Source organism: Maritimibacter sp. UBA3975, from assembly GCF_002384975.1.
Taxonomy (GTDB): domain Bacteria; phylum Pseudomonadota; class Alphaproteobacteria; order Rhodobacterales; family Rhodobacteraceae; genus Maritimibacter.
In genome coordinates, this window is the sequence record NZ_DGCP01000011.1 from 516,145 (window position 1) to 533,643 (window position 17,499).

Sequence of the window (17,499 nt, forward strand, 5' to 3'; positions counted from 1 at the left end):
TGCCTCCCCCGGACCCCCTCCGAGGTATTTTCAGACCGAAGAAGGGGTCAGAAGCTCGCCTCTGGCTTGAAGTCGTCCGGGATGGCGTCGCGTCCGTCGAGAACGAGGTCGGCCATGACCTGTCCGATCATCGGGGCGATCCCGAAGCCGATCTTGAACCCGCCGTTGGCGATGAAGTGACCGGGTCTGTCGGGCCAGGCCCCGATCATCGGCGACCGGGTGCGCGCGCGGGGGCGCAGGCCCGCCCAGCGCTCGATCACCGGGGCGTCGGCGAGCGCGGGCACTGCGGCGAGCGCGCGGGCGAGGACGGCGTCGAGCTGGTCATCGGTGGTGTCCGGCGCGTCGAACTCCCGCTCGGTGGTGGAGCCGATGGCGGTGGTGCCGTCCGCATGGGGCACGACATGCACCGTGTCCGCGAAGATCTGCGGCAGGTCGCGGGCATCGAAGGCAAGGCGCGCGGACTGACCCTTCACCGCGACACCGACCATACGCCCCCGCTCCGCCGAAAGCGCCGCGAGGCCCGCCGCGCCGGTGGCCCAGACCACCGCGCCCTCATCCTGCGCCTCGGTGGCGAGAGTGCCGCCCAGTGCCTGCACCGCAGCCGCGAGCGACGCGCAGGCGTGGCGGGGAAACATGCGCGCGGTGAGCGTATCGTGAATGACGAGGCCTGTGGGCGTGACGGGCGCCCAGTCCGACGGCGCCGCGACCACCTCCCACACATAGCGCCCTTCCCAAAGCATCTGCGCCGTGACCGCGCGCGCCTCGGCCAACGCCCTTGCGTGATCGTCGGCGATGGGTTGCAGCCGCCCCGTGCGCGCATAGCTCGACGGCACGCCGCCCGTCTCCTCCACCCCGCGCCAGAACGCCTCGCCCATATCGAGGGCCGCGAACTGAAACGCCTTCTTCGCGTTCCAGTTTTCCGGCACATGGGGTGCGAGCGCGCCGACGATCCCGCCCGACGCGCCGCCACCCACGCCCGCCGGGTCGACCACCCGCACCCGCGCCCCCTTGAGCGCACAGGCATAGGCGACCGAGAGCCCGAAAGCCCCGGCGCCGCGCACGGTTACGTCCACCATTGCCAAGCCGTGATCCCTCCTTCATGCATCGGGAGCGGACAGTAGGGGATCGGCGCACGATGGGCCAGAGAGCGGAACTGGAGTGGCGGGACGGAAGCCTGCCGGTCTCGACCCGCTTCGACGATCCCTATTTCTCAATAACCGACGGGCTGGCCGAAACCCGGCATGTCTTTCTGGATGGCAACGACCTCCCCGCCCGCTGCGTGACGGGGTTCCATGTCGCGGAACTGGGCTTCGGCACCGGGCTGAACATGCTGGCGATGGTTCTGGCCCTGCGCGACAGCAACATCCCGATCCGCTTCACCTCGTTCGAGGCGTTCCCGATGCGCGGCGACGACATTGCCCGCGCGCTCGAGGCCTTTCCCGAGGCGCGCGCCGTCGCGGACCCGTTCCTCGCGGTCTGGGACGCGGGTATCCGGTTCTTCACGGTCGGCCCGGTGTCCGTCGAAGTGATCGAAGGCGACGCGCGCGAGACGCTGCCTGCATGGACGGGCATGGCGGATGCGTGGTTTCTCGACGGCTTCTCCCCCGCCAAGAACCCGGAGCTGTGGTCGCCGGACCTGATGGCCGAGGTCGGGCGCCACACCGCACCGGGGGGCACCGCGGCGACCTACACGGCGGCGGGTTTCGTGCGCCGGGGGCTCGCGGATGCCGGGTTCGAGGTCACGCGCCAGCCGGGCTATGGCCACAAGCGGCACATGACGACCGCGCGGAAGGTGGGCTGATGGACCAGCAGAACAACCGCCTCGGCATCCTCCTGATGATCTCCGCCGTCTTCGTCTTTGCCGTGCAGGACGGCGTCTCGCGCCTGCTGGCCGACAAGTACAACGTCTATCTCATCGTGATGATCCGCTACTGGTTCTTCGCGCTCTTCGTCACCGTTCTGGCCGCCCGGACCGCCGGAGGGCTTCGACGCGCGGCGCAGACCACGCAACCGCTGCTCCAGACGTTTCGCGGCGTGGTGCTCATCGTCGAAGTGATCGTCACGATCTATGCCTTCGTGGTGCTGGGCCTGATCCCGACCCATGCGCTGTTCGCCTCCTACCCGCTGATGATCGCGGCCCTTTCCGGCCCCGTGCTGGGCGAGAAGGTCGGCCCACGCCGGTGGGCGGCCATCGCGGTGGGCTTCGTCGGTATCCTCATCATCCTGCAACCGGGCTTCGCCGTGTTCGCCCCCGAGGCGCTGATCGCGCTGGCCGCCGCCTTCCTTTTCGCCGTCTACGGGCTTGCCACCCGCTACGCGGCGCGGCGCGACAGCGCGGCCACGTCGTTCTTCTGGACCGGCGTCACCGGGGCCATCGCCGTCACCCTCATCGGCGTGTTCTATTGGGAGCCTCTGGCGCGTCCCGACTGGCTCTGGATGGGGATGCTCTGCATCACCGGGGCGCTCGGGCATTTCCTGCTCATCAAATGCTACGAACAGGCCGAGGCGAGCGCGGTGCAGCCCTTCGCCTATTTCCAGCTCGTCTTCGTATCCATCATCGCGATCACCTTCTTCGGCGAGTCGATCGAATGGAACGTCGCGCTCGGGGCGGTGATCGTGGTGGGCGCGGGGCTGTTCACGGCGTGGCGCGAACGCCAGCGCGGACGCAAGCCTAGCGCCGCTTCAGCATTGCGGTGAAGTCGAGCGGAACCACCTCACCCGTCAGCCGTGCCTCATAGATCGGCAGCGTTTCGGTCACGCGCATGACGTAGTTCTGGGTTTCCTCGAACGGGATCATCTCGATCCAGTCGATCACGTCCACGTCCGGATCACGCGGATCGCCCCGCTCCTCGGACCAGCGATAGGCCCGGCCCAGCCCCGCGTTATAGGCCACCGAGATCAGGACCGGGTTGTTCCCGAACCGCTCCTTCAGCCAGGCGAGGTATTCGGACCCCAGCCGCGCGTTGTATTCCATGTCGGTCGTGAGCCTCGACTGCTCATAGTCGATGCCCAGCCGGCTCGCCATGTCACGCGCCGTACCCGGCATGAGCTGCATGAGGCCCAGCGCCCCGGCATGGGATCGGACCGTATGGTTGAACTCGCTCTCGCGCCGCGAAATGGCCATCTCCAGCGCGCGCGGCACCTCCGGGTGGCCCTTGCCAATGTCGGGCGTCGGGAAATAGGCCCGCTCCAGCACCTTGTCGAAATTCACCGAATGCTTGGCGATCTTGAGCATGACATAGGGCAAATCCACGCTCTCGGCCCAGTCGGCGAGTTGCCCGGTCTCGGTCCGGTCGAGCCGCTCCGACAGATGCACGACGAAACGCTGGGTCAGGTAATATTCGTCCAGCGCGGCGGTCAGGCGCGCGGCCTCCATGATCGGGGTGCCCCAGAAGCTGGCCGTCTCGAAATCGGGGAACGCTTCGGTCCCCGCGAGCTTCGGGTCCATCGGCACACCGGCCTTCTCGGCGGCGAGCAGACCGTAGAACGCCGTCTGATGCTGGGCGCCGAACGCATAAGCCGCCTCGGCCTCCGCCGTCCGGTCCGCTGCTTCAAGCGCGCGCCCTTCCCAATACCCCGCGCGGCCCTGGCTGATCGGCGTGTCCACGGTGGCGCGGAAGTTGCGGAAATGCGTCACGGCCGCCTCGGGGTCGTCCAGCATCCTCAGCGCGACGAAGCCCGCGATCCACTCGTTGTCCTCACGGTCCCAGACCGCTTCGTCGATGAAGTGGTTGGCGGCGATGTCATAGGCCACCTGCGCCTCGCCCTCGCGCATCTTCTCGCGGGCGAACCGCCGCCGTTCATCGCCCCACATGAGCGGGCGGCCAAGATCCTCGGCAGAATCAGAGCGGTCCAGCACCATCTCGATTGCGTCATCGATCCGGCCCTTACGGAGCCGCCACAGCATCCGCTCATAGGCCAGCCCCGGATCGTCGGCGAGCGCCTCGGGCACTTTCGCGATCATGTCGTCGACACCCGCTTCGGTCTCGCGCAACCCGATGCGGGCACGCGCGAGGATCTGCTGGTCGGTCGTCACCCGTGCCATATGACGCTCGGCCTGACTGGTGCGACCGGCCCACAGCAGGCTGTCCATCCGTTCCCAGTGATAATCGGCGAGGGTCTTGGGCCAGTCATGCATGAACTGGTCCTCTTCGGAACTCGCCAGCGACATCTCGGTCCACGCCCGGCGCGCCTCGGCCATCGCCGCGTCCTGCGCCCCGCTCTCCCACAAAGCGCGGGCATAGCGGATCGCGCCGGTTCCCGTCTCTGGCGTGTGGCCCTGAAAGAACCGCAGCACATCGGCCAGAAGCGCATCCGACGGGATGTTGCGCTCGGTCCGTTCGCGCAGCAGGTCTTCGCCCGGCCAGTCGGGATGACGCTCCAGAAAGGCGAGGCTTTCCTCGAACGTCCCTTCCCCGGCGCGAAGGCGGTTCCACTGGATAATGTCGCGCGGCAGGTCGCCGGGGTCCCCGGCGGCCTCCAGCGCCTCGTCCCATTTGCCGTCGCGCATGAGCTCAAGGCCCTTCTTCAGCGCGTTCACCTCGGCTGTTTCCTGCGCATGAGCAGGCAAGGCGACCACGATGAGGACCATGAACAAACGGCGGAAAAGGCGGGCGAATTCGGCGGCTCGTCTCAACATGCCCGAATACCTATCCCGCTTGAGTGCTCTCGCAACACACATTCTTGGCATTTCCCGTCATCGCGGCTAGTTTCCGCCGCGTTTGCACCGGACCGACTCGCGGCACGGGCGATAGACCAAGATAACAACAGGAGCGTGACATGCTGAAAGGTTCGATTCCGGCCCTTGTGACGCCGTTCAAGGACGGCAAGGTGGATGTCGACGCGCTCAAACGGCTCGTGGACTGGCATATCGAGCAGGGCTCGCACGGCCTCGTCCCCGTCGGCACGACCGGCGAAAGCCCCACGCTTCTGCACGAAGAGCACCAGATGGTCGTCGAAGAGGTGGTGAAAGCGGTCGATGGCCGGATCAAGGTGGTCGCGGGCACCGGCTCGAACAACACGGTCGAGGCGCTGCACTTCACCGAACATGCCAAGCGCGTGGGCGCCGACGCGGCGCTCGTCGTGACGCCGTACTACAACAAGCCGACGCAGAACGGCCTGCTGGCCCATTTCCTCGCCATCGCCGAGGTCGGCCTGCCGATCATCATCTACAACATCCCCGGCCGCTCGGCCGTGGACATGGCCCCCGCCACGATGGCGGAACTGGCCAAGCATGAGATGGTCATCGGCGTGAAAGACGCGACCGGCGACCTCGCCCGCGTCGCCTGGCAGCGCGAGATGTGCGGCACCGACTTCGTCCAGCTTTCCGGCGAAGACGCGACCGCCGTGGGCTTCAACGCGATGGGCGGCGTCGGCTGCATTTCCGTGACCGCCAACGTGGCACCGAAACTCTGCGCCGAGATGCAGAACGCCACCCTCGCGGGCGACTATGCCGCCGCGCTTGAAATCTCCGACCGGCTCATGCCGCTTCACCGCGCTGTGTTCATGGAGCCGGGCGTCTGCGGCGCGAAATACGGTATGGCCAAGCTCGGCCTGATCGAGGACGAGGTGCGCCTCCCGCTCATGGCGCTCTCGGACGAGACCAAGTCGGCGATGGACAGCGCCATGCGCCACGCGGGCCTGCTCAACTGAGGCCGCAAGGCCGCCGGCGTTCAGTCGTCGGCGGCCATTGCCACGTGAAGCGCATCCGCACTGACCGACGCCAGACCCGGCGCATAGGGCTTTATCCCCTCCAGCTTCCAGCGCTCCCCGGTCCGGTGATCCGTGACCGCGACGATGAAGTACTTGGTTCCCACCGCCAGCAGGTCGAGAAACAGGCTCTCCCCCGGAAGGTCGTCGCCGGTCATCTGCCGGTGCATGGCGACGAGCAGGGCAATGGCCTTCACGATGTTCTGCGCTTCGGGAATTTCGCCAAGTGCCACGAGGTCCAGACTGCGCACCGGCCCGGCCGCGCCCAGCGCCTCGGCGCGGTAGGTCTCGCGCCCGATGTCATCGCGAAAGGCAGGGTCTTCGTAAATGTTGTAGCCGCTGATCTCACCCCCCACGGTCTCGATAACCGGTGGGAGCCCGACCGCATCCCGCATGGCCTCCTCCACCAGCGGCCGTTGGTCCTCGGGCACGTCCTTCAGCCGTTCCTCGATGATGGCTTCTAACCCGGCAAACGCCTCGTCCAGCGCCGCGTTCGCTTCCGCGTTCCCCCCGCCCATCGCAGTGCGCACCGCCATCGCGGCGGAAAGCTGAACAAGCCGGCGGTTCTTGTCGTCCGCGAACCAGATTTCTTCACCCGCCAAGTCGCCATAGATCGCGCCGTCCCGTCCCCCGTTCACAGCCACCCAACCGGGCAGAACCGTGACAGTCGTGGTCTTGCCGCTCCCCGACGGCCCGAGAAACCTGACTTGCGTGGGCGTGACCCCGAAAATGTCGAAATCGTCGGCGGTCGCGGGCGCAAGGTCGGTCTCGGCCCAGACGGGCACCGCCACGACTGCGGCCAACGCCGCCAGAAACAGTCGTCTGAACATGGTTTTCCCCCCGGAAAGTCCGTAATGGACACCGACAACATAGCATTTTTTGGCCAGACTGGACAGGCGCGGCCCGCCCGCCTACATCAGGCCGATGGCCAAGACTGACGAAAACAAGAACTACAAGGTGATCGCCGAGAACCGGAAGGCGCGGCACGACTACGCGATCGAAGACGATCTCGAGGTCGGCATCGTGCTGGAAGGGTCCGAGGTGAAAAGCCTGCGCGTGAACTCCGCCAACATCGCCGAAAGCTATGCCGAGGTGAAGGAAGGCGAGCTGTGGCTGGTGAACGGCTACATCGCGCCCTACGAACAGGCCAAGACCTTCGGGCATGAGGAACGGCGGCGGCGCAAGCTCCTGTGCAACAAGCGCGAATTGGCCCGGCTCTGGAACGACACGCAGCGCAAGGGCATGACCATCGTGCCGCTCGTGCTCTACTTCAACCATCGCGGCATCGCGAAGATGAAAGTGGGCATCGCCAAGGGCAAGAAGAACCACGACAAGCGTGCGGACAAGGCCAAGCAGGACTGGAACCGTCAGAAACAACGCCTGCTCAAGCACCAGGGCTGAGGCCGCAGCCTTCGCGCCCTGTTAACCGACGTCGGCCTCAGGTCTTACCGTTTCGGCGCGACCGGCACCCAGATTTCGTAAAGCATCTTGCCCGGCTCCGGGCTGTCGTCGTCCGGATAGCACTCGAACACAGCACCGTCGCGCTGAACGAAATCCGAATTGGGCAGCCAGTCGGAAAACACCGCATCGAATCGCGCGGGCAGCTCCGAGATGGCCGTGCGCTGGGAAAACACGACGTAATCCCCGCCGACGAGGTGCATTTCGCAGGTGCCCTCCGGCAGGTCCTCGGCCTCCTCGACCTCGATCCCCACGCCGTAACGGAACGATCCGTCCGCCCGCGCCTCCATCGAAATCCCGTAAAGCACGTCCGAGACCTTGTGCTTGATCCCGTCCTTCAGCGTGAAGAACTTTTCATAAAGCGCCGGGATCGTGTCACGCGACTCCATCGTGTAGTCACCGGCCAACCCGATGATGAGTTTCTCGCGGCTCTCGACGATGGCTGCGTTGGGCAATGTGACCATAAGGACCTCCTGTCGGAGGGACGGTAGCGCAGGCTCCGCCGGGCCGAAACCCCTACTCCGCCGGTTCCCACAATTCCACCGGATTGCCCTCCGGGTCGTGGATACGGGCGAACCGGCCGACGCCCGTCATGTCTTCCTCGTGGCTGATGTCCAGCCCCGCCTTGCGCAGCGCTGCGACCATCCCCGCAAGGTCGTCGACCCGGAAATTCAGCATGAATTGCTGGCTGTCCCGCCCGAAATAGTCGGTGCCTTTCGGGAACGGCGCAAAGACCGTCGGCCCCGCCTCCTGCATCCACGGGCGTTCCTCTGCGTCGCTTGGCGTCAGGTCGATGCCGAGGTGGGTCCAGTACCACTCCGCGAGCGTCCCCGGATCGTCCGACCGGAAAAAGACCCCACCGATTCCCGTAACCTTCGCCATGTTTGCGCTCCCACCCTGAATTGACGCCACGCAACGGTATCACATTTCTCCGGAACGCGGCGTCGGCACGCAACTTTTGGTCGCTTTGGCATTGTGACACCCCCGAAAACCCCGCTACACCATGCTCCAGCAACGGCCCCGACGGGGCGCAAAGGGAGAGAACGCTCATGAAGGTGCTCGTGCCTGTCAAACGCGTGATCGACTACAACGTGAAGGCCAAGGTTAAGTCCGACGGCTCCGGTGTCGATCTTGCGAACGTGAAGATGTCGATGAACCCGTTCGACGAGATTGCCGTGGAAGAGGCGATCCGGTTGAAGGAAGCGGGCACGGCGGAAGAAGTCGTCGTCGTGTCGATCGGTGTGAAACAGGCGCAGGAAACCCTGCGCACGGCGCTGGCGATGGGCGCGGATCGCGCGATCCTCGTGGTCGCCGCCGATGACGTGCATCAGGACATCGAGCCGCTCGCCGTTGCCAAGATCCTCAAGGCCGTGATCGACGAGGAGCAGCCCAAGCTGGTCATCGCCGGCAAGCAGGCCATCGACAACGACATGAACGCGACCGGCCAGATGCTCGCCGCCCTCCTGGGCTGGGGTCAGGCGACCTTCGCCTCGGAGCTCACCCTCGACGGCGACGCGGCCACCGTGACGCGCGAAGTGGACGGCGGCCTTCAGACGATCAAGGTCGGGCTTCCCGCCATCGTCACCGCCGACCTGCGCCTGAACGAGCCGCGCTATGCCTCGCTCCCCAACATCATGAAGGCCAAGAAAAAGCCGCTGGATGAAAAGACCGCCGACGACTACGGCGTCGATGTCACCCCGCGTCTCGAAGTGGTCAAGACGACCGAGCCGCCGACCCGCTCGGCCGGCATCAAGGTCGAGAGCGTCGATGAACTCGTCGCGAAACTCAAAGAGAAGGGGGTCGTGTAATGGCCGTTCTGCTTCTTGCCGAAGTCAATTCCGGCGAACTCGCTATGGACGCCACCGCGAAAGCCGTGACTGCCGCCCAGTCGCTTGGTGACGTGACCGTGCTTTGCGCCGGGGCCTCCGCCGCTGCCGCCGGTGAAGCCGCGTCGAAGATCGACGGTGTGTCCAAGGTGCTCGTCGCCGAGGGTGACTCGCTTGGCCACCGTCTGGCCGAAGCGACCGCGGAGCTCATCGTCTCCCTCGCCGGCGACTACTCGCACATCTGCGCGCCCGCCACGACGGACGCCAAGAACATCATGCCGCGCGTGGCCGCTCTTCTGGATGTGATGGTGATCTCCGATGCCTCCGCCGTGGTGGATGCCGACACGTTCGAGCGCCCGGTTTATGCCGGCAACGCTGTCCAGACCGTGAAGTCGAAGGATGAAAAGAAGGTCATCACCTTCCGGACCTCCACCTTCGACGCGGCCGGTGACGGCGGCTCCGCGAGCGTTGAGACCATCGACGCGCCCGCCGCGTCCGGCCTTTCCGAATGGGTCGAGGACAAGGTGGCCGAAAGCGACCGCCCGGAACTCACCTCGGCGGGCATCGTCGTGTCCGGTGGCCGTGGCGTCGGCTCCGAAGACGACTTCGCGCTGATCGAAAAGCTCGCCGACAAGCTCGGCGCCGCCGTCGGCGCGTCGCGCGCCGCGGTCGACTCGGGCTACGCGCCCAACGACTGGCAGGTGGGTCAGACCGGCAAGGTCGTCGCGCCCGAGCTTTACGTCGCGGTCGGCATCTCCGGGGCCATTCAGCACCTCGCGGGCATGAAGGACTCCAAGATCATCGTCGCGATCAACAAGGACGAAGAGGCCCCGATCTTCCAGGTGGCCGACTACGGCCTGGTCGCCGACCTCTTCACCGCCGTGCCGGAGCTGATCGAAAAGCTCTGAGCCATACGATCGTATGTACGCGGTGTGCACACGTTGTGCATACGCCGTGCACACCAAAAAGGCCCGCCACTCGGCGGGCCTTTCGCATTGCGGTCAGAGGAGTCGCCTGAGCGCCGCATCCAGCGCCGACGCCGCCCGTTCATGCGCTGAAATGCCCAGCATCCCCCGCGCCGCTGGCGCTTCGAACTCGGTATAGGCCAAGCCCGCGAACCCTTCCGAGATCTCATCCGGCGTCACCACCACTTCGACGATCTCCTCCACGAAGGGCGACACGGCATCGAGCATTTCACGGTCCACGAAAAGCGGGTCCGACCCCTCCGCCGTGTCCCGGTCGGGCTGTTCCGGTGCGTGACCGGAGAGCCAAAGAAGAACGACCCGCGAGTCGATCCGAGATACCAGCGTTTTCATCCGCGCGACCCATGCCTCGCGCAGCTCTTGTTCGACCATCGCGAACTTTTCCGGCGACGTCGTCTTGAGCGCGGTCAGCAGGTGGCGCGTGAAGTTGAACTCCGTGAAATCGACTTCGCGATAGATCGTTTTCAAAAGGTTCGACGCCCGCAGGAACCGATCGTTGCGGCGCGGATGCACGGCATAGAACCGGTTGGACATGTTCTGCGCGCCGGTGATCTGAATGACCGTCACCTCGGCCCTGGACGCGATGTCCACGACCGTGCCATCGGTCGAGAACACGTCGATCCCCGCATTGACACAGCCCAGGTTCACCACCGGCATGTCGAGCGCACTTTCGGTCAGCACAGGAAAGGGCAGATCGACGAATTTGCCATAGGTTTCCGTCCCGCCCAGCATCGCCACATAGGGCGCGTTCAGCTTGCGCTTGGGACCACGGAACAACAGTTTGGATTTCCCGTAACGACACGGGGCATAATCCAGGGCACCCTCGCCCAGGTTTTCATAGGTCATACCACCCACTCCATTTTCTTCACCCGGGATGGAGATTGGCAGACCTTCGTTGTGAAACACTTAATCGAAACAGGGTCCAAGGGGTGAATTTGCGCGTCGAGGTTAACCCGCGGGTCTTGCCCCTCCCGCACCCCCAAGCCTATGGTCCACGTGGACATCGGAAGGGTCGGCAATGGCAATCGAAACGGTAGGCGTGATCGGCGCCGGGCAAATGGGCAACGGGATCGCGCATGTCATGGCGCTCGCGGGTTACGAGGTGCTCCTGACGGACATCAGCCAGGACGCCCTGGACTCGGCCATTGAGACGATGACCGGCAACCTCGACCGCCAGGTATCGCGCGACAAGATCTCGGCCGCCGACCGCGACGCTGCACTCGGGCGCATCAAGACCACTTTGACGCTTGCCGATCTGGGCAAATCCGACCTCGTGATCGAAGCCGCGACCGAGCGTGAAACCGTCAAGCAGGCGATCTTCGAAGACCTGCTTCCGCATCTGAAACCCGAGACGATCCTGACATCGAACACATCCTCGATCTCGATCACTCGGCTGGCCTCGCGCACCGATCGCCCGGAGAAATTCATGGGGTTCCACTTCATGAACCCGGTCCCGGTCATGCAGCTTGTCGAACTGATCCGGGGCATCGCCACGGATCAGGCGACCTTCGATGCCTGTCAGGAAGTGGTCGAGAAACTCGGCAAGACCGCCTCGAGCGCCGAGGATTTCCCGGCGTTCATCGTGAACCGCATCCTGATGCCGATGATCAACGAGGCCGTCTATACGCTTTACGAGGGTGTGGGGTCGGTGAAATCCATCGACGAGGCGATGAAACTGGGCGCCAACCATCCGATGGGGCCGCTCGAACTCGCCGACTTCATCGGGCTGGACACCTGCCTCGCCATCATGAACGTCCTGCATGACGGGCTGGCCGATACCAAATACCGGCCCTGCCCGCTCCTCACGAAGTATGTCGAAGCCGGGTGGCTGGGGCGAAAGGCTGATCGCGGGTTCTACGACTACAGGGGGGACACGCCCGTCCCCACGCGCTGAAGGTTACTTGCCCAGAGACAGCGTGTGTTCGCGCAGCCACTTGATGAAGTCGCGCGGACTTTTGGACAGCGTCTTAAGCTGATCTTCGTTCAGCGGTTCACCGATGGTCGGGGCATGCGGCTGGTTGCAGGCGCGCACGATCTCATGGATCAACAAGCCCTGCCGCAGCGTGGCTGACACCTTGTTCGCGATATTGTAGGCGCGGGTGTTGCGGCCGTGGAACTTGACCGGCACCACTTTTGCGCCCGTCTTGCGGATGAGTTGCGCGGTAAACAGGTTCCACTCCGCCTCGATCGGAGGGCCCCACCAGGTTTCTGACGCCGCCACGACGCCCGAGGGAAACACGGCGATCACGCCGCCCTTCTGGAGCCGCTCGAGCGCCTGAGCGCGCATTTCCTTGCCCTTCTGCTGGGCATCCGGGTCATGCGGGAACGGCACGGGGATGAGGAACGAACTCGCCACCTCGTCCAGCCCGGTCAGGACCGACCGCGTCAGGATCTGGAAATCCGGACGCACGCGCGAGATGATTTCGCCCAGGATCATGCCGTCGACCAGCCCGTGCGTGTGATTGGCCACGACGATCACGGGCCCTTCCTTCGGGATGTTGTCGATCTGCGCCTGTGGCGTGCGGATCTCGATCCCCATCGCTTTCATCGCGCCGGCCCAGAAATCGATGCCGGTTGGCGCGCCGAGCCGCTCGAACTTGCCGATCATCCGGAAGATGAGGAGTTTGCCTGTCAGCATCTCCATCCAGCGGATCAGACGGGCCTGCACCTTGTTGTCGAACGTGTCGGCATAGGTCAGGTCGCGTTTGGAGTAAGTATGCCCGATCGCGGGTCTTTCAGGCGAAGGAGATGCGGCGACGGAGCCGCTTTCCTGCGTCTTCGTCGTCCGTCGTACCGCTTGCGTGCGGGCCACGTTGTTCACGGATTGATCCAAACGGGGTGCCCCCTCATATTGTGCGACTCGCGCGACACGTGTTTCTACATGCCTTCGCCGAATTTGTCAGCCACCAGCGAATCGAGCGCCTCCATCAACGCTTCGGCCTGTGGCCCCGAGGTCTCAACCTCGATTTCCGAGCCGCGGGACGCGGCAAGCATCAGGAGGCCCATGATCGAGTCGCCTTCGGCCTCCATCCCATCCTTAGATACGCGTGCGCGGGCGTCATGGTTTTCCACGACGTCCACAAATTTTGCCGAGGCCCGTGCATGAAGGCCTTTTTCGTTCACGATTTTCATCTTCCGCGCGAGTGACGTGCTCATGGATGCGTGTCCTCCGCCGTCGCACCGTCGATGGCATCAATGTACTTGCGACCGGCGGCCAGCGCTGCCCGCGTGGCCTCTTCCACCGTTCCGTGGCGGGTTTTCGCCAGTTTCACGAGCATCGGTAGGTTCGCACCATAGAGGATTTTGCGGTTGCGACCGGCGCAGGCCGGCAGCGAAAGGTTCGAGGGCGAGCCGCCGAACATGTCCACGACGACGATCACGCCGTCGCCCGTGTCGACCGCATCCGCCGCGGCCATGATCTCGGACCGCTTGCGAGCACGGTCGCAGTCGGCGGCGATACGGATGGCCCGGACCCCTTCCAGTTTTCCCACCACGTGTTCGACCGCAGACAGGTATTCACCGGCAAGGCCGCCATGCGCAACGATCACGATTCCGATCACGCGATGAACCTCGAATTTTCGTCCCTTGCCCTTTGCGCCTCATATCCCGTGGCGCTCGAGCTCCCGGTGCCTAATTGACACCTGCCAGCCCTTGTCTGCAAGGGCCTTGGCCATAGATTCCGCAAGGGTCACCGAACGGTGACGTCCCCCGGTGCACCCGAACCCTACGGCAAGGTGCGCTTTGCCCTCTTCGGCATAGGCCGGGAGCAGGAATTCGAGCAGGTCGAGAGTCTTTTCAGTGAATGCAGCATAACGTGGATCGCGGGCGACGTAATCGGCCACCTCCTGCGCGCGGCCTGTGAGTTTGCGCAGCGCGGGCTCCCAGTGCGGGTTGTTCAGGAACCGCACGTCGAACACGAGGTCGAGCCCGCGCGGAACCCCGCGTTTATAGGAAAAGCTCTGCACCGAGAGCGACAGTTTGGTGTCGTCTTCAGGGTCGAAAATCGCGAGGAGTTCGGCCTTGAGTTCGTGCGGCGACATTTCCGACGTGTCGATCAGAACGTCGGCGCGCACCCGGATGGGTTGAAGCAGGTCCGTCTCGCGCGCGATTCCGGCCTCGGGCGTCTCTTCCGGGGCGAGCGGGTGGCGGCGGCGCGTCTCGGAATACCGGTTGACCAGTACGTCGGGCCGGCAATCGAGAAACAGCACCTGGATACGGTCGGACCATCCAGCCTCGCCCGCGTCGATCAGGTCGAGCACGGCGGCGGTTGAGAAATCGCGGTTGCGCACGTCGATGCCAAGCGCGATCGGGTGATCGGGGGGCGAGCCATGCAGGAGCCGGGGGATCATGCTGATGGGCAGATTGTCGATGCTCTCGTAACCCAGGTCCTCGAACACCCGGATCGCCGTGGTGCGTCCGGCACCGGACGGGCCAGTGACCAGCACCACGCTGGGCGGAGTTTCGGTCTGTGTCGTTTCGCTCATGTCACGCGTCCGCCCTTTGACAGGGCCAGAATGGACGCTGCGAAGTGAGGGGAGTCAACCCGCGCCACGGCGGGGATCGCCTGCCCGAGAACAACTCTGGTCACGGGTTCGGGAAGCCGCGCTTGCTCGGTGCGGTCGAGGTCGACGATCAGGCAAACGGGTGCGCGCGCAACGTGCGGCACATGCAAAAGCCCGACGCCCCGCGCCTCGATCACACCGGCCATACGCCCGGTCGTGGCGGCGTGGGGCCACCCCTCAGCCCCCGGTTCGATCCGCGTGAGGTCGTCTGAGATCAGGCGCGCTCCGAGTGCGATCAGCTCCAGCGCAAGGCCCGATTTTCCGCTGCCCGATGCGCCTGTGATGACGACGGCGCCGCCGTCGATGGCGACGGACGTGGCGTGGATCGTTTCGGGGGTGGGTTGTCGCGCGGCGTCGCGGCTCACACCGGCAGGCCCACCACGAAGCGGGCACCGAGCGGTTCAGAGGTGATGTCGGCGTCGGTCGGGCGGATGTTCTCGGCCCAGATCACGCCGCCATGTGCCTCGATGATCTGCTTCGAGATCGCGAGGCCGAGGCCGGAGTTGTTGCCGAACTGGCCTTCGGGGCGCTCGGAGTAGAAGCGGTTGAAGATCTTGGTCAGCGCCTCTTCGGGGATGCCGGGGCCGGTATCCTCGACCACGACCAGCACGCGGTTGTCGCGGTGCCGTGCCCAGACGCGGATCGCGTCGCCTTCGTCGCAGAAGGACAGCGCGTTGGTGATGAGATTCACGAACACCTGCGCCAGCCGCGCCTCGAGCCCGTGGATCACGGAGGGGTCGGCGGGCAGATCGGAGATGAAGTCGACCCCTTTGCCCTCGGCCTCGTTGCCCAGATACTCGGTTAGGTTGCGGATCATCTTGATGAGGTCGAAGGCCTCTTCCTCTTCCTTCACCAGTTCGCTGTCGAGGCGGGAGGCGTTGGAGATGTCGGACACAAGCCGGTCGAGACGGCGCACGTCGTGGTCGATCACGTCGAGGAGCCGTTCGCGTTGTTCGTCCTTGCGCGCCATGCGCAGGGTGCCGACGGCGGAGCGCAGCGAGGCGAGCGGGTTCTTGATCTCGTGAGCGACGTCCGCCGCGAACTGCTCGTTCGCATCGATCCGGTCATAAAGCGCCGAGACCATGCCGCGTAACGCTTTGGAAAGACGCCCAATTTCGTCAGGGCGGCCCGAAAGGTCCGGGATACGCACACGCCCCGCGTTGACGGCGGCCTGGCTGTTCTTGTCGCGCCCGATCTCTGCCGCAGCCGCAAGGTCGGCCAGCGGATTCGCGATGGTCGAGGCCAGCACCAGCGACAGGCCGATGGAAACAAGAATGGCGATGACGAACATCTGGAGCACCTGTTCGCGCTCCGCCCGCACCAGCGCGTCGAGTTCCCCGCCCACGGAGGTCAGCGCGACGGCGCCGCGCACGGTGCCGTCGATCGTGATGGGCGTGACGACAGTGAACCGGGTGGCCCCGGTCGCGTCCTGTCCGCCCTTGATCCGGGTGTTGCCGTTGTAGACGTCCGGCAGCAATTCCTGCGCAAGCGATACGCCATCGACCGGCATCGGCGGCTCGGTCGACTGCGCGGCGATCAGGCTCGCGATCGCTTCCCAGATTCTGCTGAGGAAATCGGTGATGATGGTCGAGCGCTCGTCGACCTCGAGGCCCAGCACCTCGGGCCGGTTCGAGCGTGACATGCCCGCGTTCGTGCCCAGAACCTCGCCCCCAGCATCGAAAACGATGATGTCGCCGCTGTCATAGACGTTGGTTTCGGCCAACACCTGCTGAACGATGGCAGGCGTCAGGGTTTCGGTGGTGACCTCAGGTGCCGGGGCCGGTTCGGGCTCCGGCGTGTCCGGAGCCACCGTCTCAGGCGCGGGGCCCGACGGGGTGCCGTTGATGGTCTGCTGAACGACGAAAACTTCCGCCAGAAGCTCCGCCGTCATGACCAGCGCGCGTTCCCGTTGCGCCACGAGGCTGTCGCGCACCGGGTTGAGATACAAGACCCCGGCCACGAGAACCACGAGGCCGAGGAGATTGAAGGTGATGATCTTGCGGGCGAGCGGGGATCGGTTGACGGAGATGGAGCGCCGTTTGTTACGCGATGCGCGCAATTCCGTATCGACCGAGGATTGGTCTACCCAATCCTCGCCGAGCACCACATCGGCGCCGTCATGCGTACTCTCGGTATCGCGCACCACGTTCTCTCCGCCTTGACGGTACCCCCCGTCCTAGCCTCACTCTTCGTTGTAACGGTATCCGATGCCGTACAACGTCTCAATCGCCGAGAATTCGTCATCCACGGTCCGCATCTTCTTGCGAAGACGCTTGATGTGGCTGTCGATGGTCCGGTCGTCGACATAGACCTGATCGTCATAGGCCACGTCCATCAGCTGATCGCGGCTTTTCACGAAGCCCGGACGCTGGGCCAGCGCCTGAAGCAGGAGGAACTCGGTCACGGTCAGCGACACGTCCTTGCCCTTCCAGGTCACGGCGTGGCGCAGCGGGTCCATCGAAAGCTGACCGCGCTGCATCACCTTGTTTTCTTCGGTATCGGGCATCGCGACGCCCTCGATCGCATCCTGCCGGCGCAGAAGCGCGCGGATGCGTTCGACCAGCAGACGCTGGGAGAACGGTTTCTTGACGTAGTCGTCCGCGCCCATGCGCAGCCCCAGAACCTCGTCGATCTCGTCGTCCTTGGAGGTGAGGAAGATGACCGGCATGTTCGTTTTCTGGCGAACCCGCTGAAGCAGGTCCATGCCGTCCATGCGCGGCATCTTGATGTCGAACACGGCCATGTCCGGCAAAGCTTTGTTGAATGCATCCAGCGCTTGCTGGCCGTCGTTATAGGTCTCGACCTCGAAGCCTTCGGCCTCAAGCGTTATGGAGACCGACGTCAGGATATTCCTGTCGTCGTCAACCAGGGCAATTTTCGACATTTGAGATGTCCTTGTGCTGCTCGTTTCTGCCAATTTTTTGCACTCATAGAATCCATTTATACGAACGGAATCAACTC

Annotated in this window: 20 protein-coding genes; 7 read left to right on the plus strand and 13 right to left on the minus strand. The window is 64.7% G+C overall.

All coding sequences use genetic code 11. From position 1 onward, the window contains the following. Nucleotides 1-47: 47 nt before the first annotated feature. Nucleotides 48-1,076 (minus strand): NAD(P)/FAD-dependent oxidoreductase, encoded by a 1,029-nt coding sequence (locus B2585_RS13430; RefSeq protein ID WP_292024050.1) that lies wholly within the window; start codon nt 1,074-1,076, stop codon nt 48-50. Between the two features lie 59 nt (nt 1,077-1,135). Between B2585_RS13430 and mnmD the strand changes: the two genes are divergently transcribed. Both mnmD and B2585_RS13440 read left to right on the plus strand, forming a co-directional pair. Beyond that, entirely contained in the window at nt 1,136-1,801 is a 666-nt protein-coding gene (gene mnmD, locus B2585_RS13435; protein ID WP_292023907.1) for a tRNA (5-methylaminomethyl-2-thiouridine)(34)-methyltransferase MnmD, read from the plus strand. Further along, nucleotides 1,801-2,697, plus strand: a complete 897-nt coding sequence (locus B2585_RS13440; RefSeq protein ID WP_292023909.1) for a DMT family transporter — start codon at nt 1,801-1,803, stop codon at nt 2,695-2,697. The genes mnmD and B2585_RS13440 overlap by 1 nt, the downstream gene beginning before the upstream one ends. Here B2585_RS13440 and B2585_RS13445 read toward each other — a convergent pair. Then, the gene (locus B2585_RS13445; protein WP_292023911.1) at nt 2,672-4,639 is read right to left on the minus strand and encodes a lytic transglycosylase domain-containing protein; all 1,968 of its coding nucleotides are present in this window, start codon (nt 4,637-4,639) and stop codon (nt 2,672-2,674) included. The genes B2585_RS13440 and B2585_RS13445 overlap by 26 nt on opposite strands. A gap of 140 nt (nt 4,640-4,779) precedes the next feature. Here B2585_RS13445 and dapA point away from each other — a divergent pair, with 140 nt between their 5' ends. Continuing rightward, complete coding sequence (gene dapA / locus B2585_RS13450; protein WP_292023913.1) at nt 4,780-5,652, plus strand: 4-hydroxy-tetrahydrodipicolinate synthase; 873 nt, start codon at nt 4,780-4,782, stop codon at nt 5,650-5,652. A gap of 20 nt (nt 5,653-5,672) precedes the next feature. On the opposite strand, the gene B2585_RS13455 is transcribed toward dapA, so the two are convergent. Beyond that, a complete protein-coding gene (locus tag B2585_RS13455) occupies nt 5,673-6,539 on the minus strand; it encodes an ABC transporter ATP-binding protein (protein ID WP_292023914.1) in 867 nt (288 codons plus the stop codon). 94 nt (nt 6,540-6,633) lie between these two features. Between B2585_RS13455 and smpB the strand changes: the two genes are divergently transcribed. Beyond that, a complete protein-coding gene (gene smpB, locus B2585_RS13460; protein WP_292023916.1) occupies nt 6,634-7,110 on the plus strand; it encodes an SsrA-binding protein SmpB in 477 nt (158 codons plus the stop codon). A 44-nt stretch (nt 7,111-7,154) separates the two neighbouring features. Here the strand turns inward: smpB and B2585_RS13465 are convergent, their stop codons facing one another. After that, nucleotides 7,155-7,631 (minus strand): GyrI-like domain-containing protein, encoded by a 477-nt coding sequence (locus tag B2585_RS13465; protein WP_292023918.1) that lies wholly within the window; start codon nt 7,629-7,631, stop codon nt 7,155-7,157. Nucleotides 7,632-7,683: 52 nt separating this feature from the next. Further along, nucleotides 7,684-8,049 (minus strand): VOC family protein, encoded by a 366-nt coding sequence (locus B2585_RS13470; protein ID WP_292023920.1) that lies wholly within the window; start codon nt 8,047-8,049, stop codon nt 7,684-7,686. Nucleotides 8,050-8,216: 167 nt separating this feature from the next. Between B2585_RS13470 and B2585_RS13475 the strand changes: the two genes are divergently transcribed. Further along, nucleotides 8,217-8,975 carry an electron transfer flavoprotein subunit beta/FixA family protein gene (locus B2585_RS13475; RefSeq protein ID WP_292023922.1) on the plus strand — a complete coding sequence of 253 codons (759 nt, stop codon included), beginning with the start codon at nt 8,217-8,219 and terminating at the stop codon, nt 8,973-8,975. Further along, on the plus strand, nt 8,975-9,901 hold the full coding sequence (locus B2585_RS13480) for an electron transfer flavoprotein subunit alpha/FixB family protein (protein WP_292023924.1): 927 nt from the start codon (nt 8,975-8,977) through the stop codon (nt 9,899-9,901). Before B2585_RS13475 ends, B2585_RS13480 begins: the two co-directional genes overlap by 1 nt. Before the next feature lie 93 nt (nt 9,902-9,994). Here B2585_RS13480 and B2585_RS13485 read toward each other — a convergent pair whose 3' ends face one another. After that, a complete protein-coding gene (locus B2585_RS13485) occupies nt 9,995-10,822 on the minus strand; it encodes a DUF6473 family protein (RefSeq protein WP_292023926.1) in 828 nt (275 codons plus the stop codon). Nucleotides 10,823-10,994: 172 nt separating this feature from the next. Between B2585_RS13485 and B2585_RS13490 the strand changes: the two genes are divergently transcribed. After that, nucleotides 10,995-11,870 (plus strand): 3-hydroxybutyryl-CoA dehydrogenase, encoded by an 876-nt coding sequence (locus B2585_RS13490; protein WP_292023928.1) that lies wholly within the window; start codon nt 10,995-10,997, stop codon nt 11,868-11,870. A gap of 3 nt (nt 11,871-11,873) precedes the next feature. On the opposite strand, the gene B2585_RS13495 is transcribed toward B2585_RS13490, so the two are convergent. From B2585_RS13495 to B2585_RS13525, 7 genes are all read right to left on the minus strand, one after another. Further along, complete coding sequence (locus tag B2585_RS13495) at nt 11,874-12,797, minus strand: lysophospholipid acyltransferase family protein (protein WP_414674055.1); 924 nt, start codon at nt 12,795-12,797, stop codon at nt 11,874-11,876. A gap of 56 nt (nt 12,798-12,853) precedes the next feature. Next, nucleotides 12,854-13,132, minus strand: coding sequence for an HPr family phosphocarrier protein (locus B2585_RS13500; protein WP_292023930.1), 279 nt, complete (start codon nt 13,130-13,132; stop codon nt 12,854-12,856). Then, nucleotides 13,129-13,536, minus strand: coding sequence for a PTS sugar transporter subunit IIA (locus B2585_RS13505; RefSeq protein ID WP_292023932.1), 408 nt, complete (start codon nt 13,534-13,536; stop codon nt 13,129-13,131). Before B2585_RS13505 ends, B2585_RS13500 begins: the two co-directional genes overlap by 4 nt. A gap of 39 nt (nt 13,537-13,575) precedes the next feature. After that, nucleotides 13,576-14,460, minus strand: coding sequence for an RNase adapter RapZ (gene rapZ, locus B2585_RS13510; protein ID WP_292023933.1), 885 nt, complete (start codon nt 14,458-14,460; stop codon nt 13,576-13,578). Continuing rightward, a complete protein-coding gene (locus tag B2585_RS13515) occupies nt 14,457-14,903 on the minus strand; it encodes an HPr kinase/phosphorylase (protein ID WP_292023936.1) in 447 nt (148 codons plus the stop codon). The genes rapZ and B2585_RS13515 overlap by 4 nt, the downstream gene beginning before the upstream one ends. Beyond that, on the minus strand, nt 14,900-16,597 hold the full coding sequence (locus B2585_RS13520; RefSeq protein ID WP_414674057.1) for a sensor N-terminal transmembrane domain-containing protein: 1,698 nt from the start codon (nt 16,595-16,597) through the stop codon (nt 14,900-14,902). The genes B2585_RS13515 and B2585_RS13520 overlap by 4 nt, the downstream gene beginning before the upstream one ends. 123 nt (nt 16,598-16,720) lie before the next feature. After that, entirely contained in the window at nt 16,721-17,422 is a 702-nt protein-coding gene (locus B2585_RS13525; RefSeq protein WP_292023938.1) for a response regulator transcription factor, read from the minus strand. Nucleotides 17,423-17,499 lie beyond the last annotated feature (77 nt).

Bases quoted from the DNA above. Each gene is read 5' to 3' on its own strand.
- B2585_RS13430 (WP_292024050.1), bottom strand. From the start codon at position 1,076: ATGGTGGACGTAACCGTGCGCGGCGCCGGGGCTTTCGGGCTCTCGGTC.
- mnmD (WP_292023907.1), top strand. From the start codon at position 1,136: ATGGGCCAGAGAGCGGAACTGGAGTGGCGGGACGGAAGCCTGCCGGTC.
- B2585_RS13440 (WP_292023909.1), top strand. From the start codon at position 1,801: ATGGACCAGCAGAACAACCGCCTCGGCATCCTCCTGATGATCTCCGCC.
- B2585_RS13445 (WP_292023911.1), bottom strand. From the start codon at position 4,639: ATGTTGAGACGAGCCGCCGAATTCGCCCGCCTTTTCCGCCGTTTGTTC.
- dapA (WP_292023913.1), top strand. From the start codon at position 4,780: ATGCTGAAAGGTTCGATTCCGGCCCTTGTGACGCCGTTCAAGGACGGC.
- B2585_RS13455 (WP_292023914.1), bottom strand. From the start codon at position 6,539: ATGTTCAGACGACTGTTTCTGGCGGCGTTGGCCGCAGTCGTGGCGGTG.
- smpB (WP_292023916.1), top strand. From the start codon at position 6,634: ATGGCCAAGACTGACGAAAACAAGAACTACAAGGTGATCGCCGAGAAC.
- B2585_RS13465 (WP_292023918.1), bottom strand. From the start codon at position 7,631: ATGGTCACATTGCCCAACGCAGCCATCGTCGAGAGCCGCGAGAAACTC.
- B2585_RS13470 (WP_292023920.1), bottom strand. From the start codon at position 8,049: ATGGCGAAGGTTACGGGAATCGGTGGGGTCTTTTTCCGGTCGGACGAT.
- B2585_RS13475 (WP_292023922.1), top strand. From the start codon at position 8,217: ATGAAGGTGCTCGTGCCTGTCAAACGCGTGATCGACTACAACGTGAAG.
- B2585_RS13480 (WP_292023924.1), top strand. From the start codon at position 8,975: ATGGCCGTTCTGCTTCTTGCCGAAGTCAATTCCGGCGAACTCGCTATG.
- B2585_RS13485 (WP_292023926.1), bottom strand. From the start codon at position 10,822: ATGACCTATGAAAACCTGGGCGAGGGTGCCCTGGATTATGCCCCGTGT.
- B2585_RS13490 (WP_292023928.1), top strand. From the start codon at position 10,995: ATGGCAATCGAAACGGTAGGCGTGATCGGCGCCGGGCAAATGGGCAAC.
- B2585_RS13500 (WP_292023930.1), bottom strand. From the start codon at position 13,132: ATGAGCACGTCACTCGCGCGGAAGATGAAAATCGTGAACGAAAAAGGC.
- rapZ (WP_292023933.1), bottom strand. From the start codon at position 14,460: ATGAGCGAAACGACACAGACCGAAACTCCGCCCAGCGTGGTGCTGGTC.
- B2585_RS13525 (WP_292023938.1), bottom strand. From the start codon at position 17,422: ATGTCGAAAATTGCCCTGGTTGACGACGACAGGAATATCCTGACGTCG.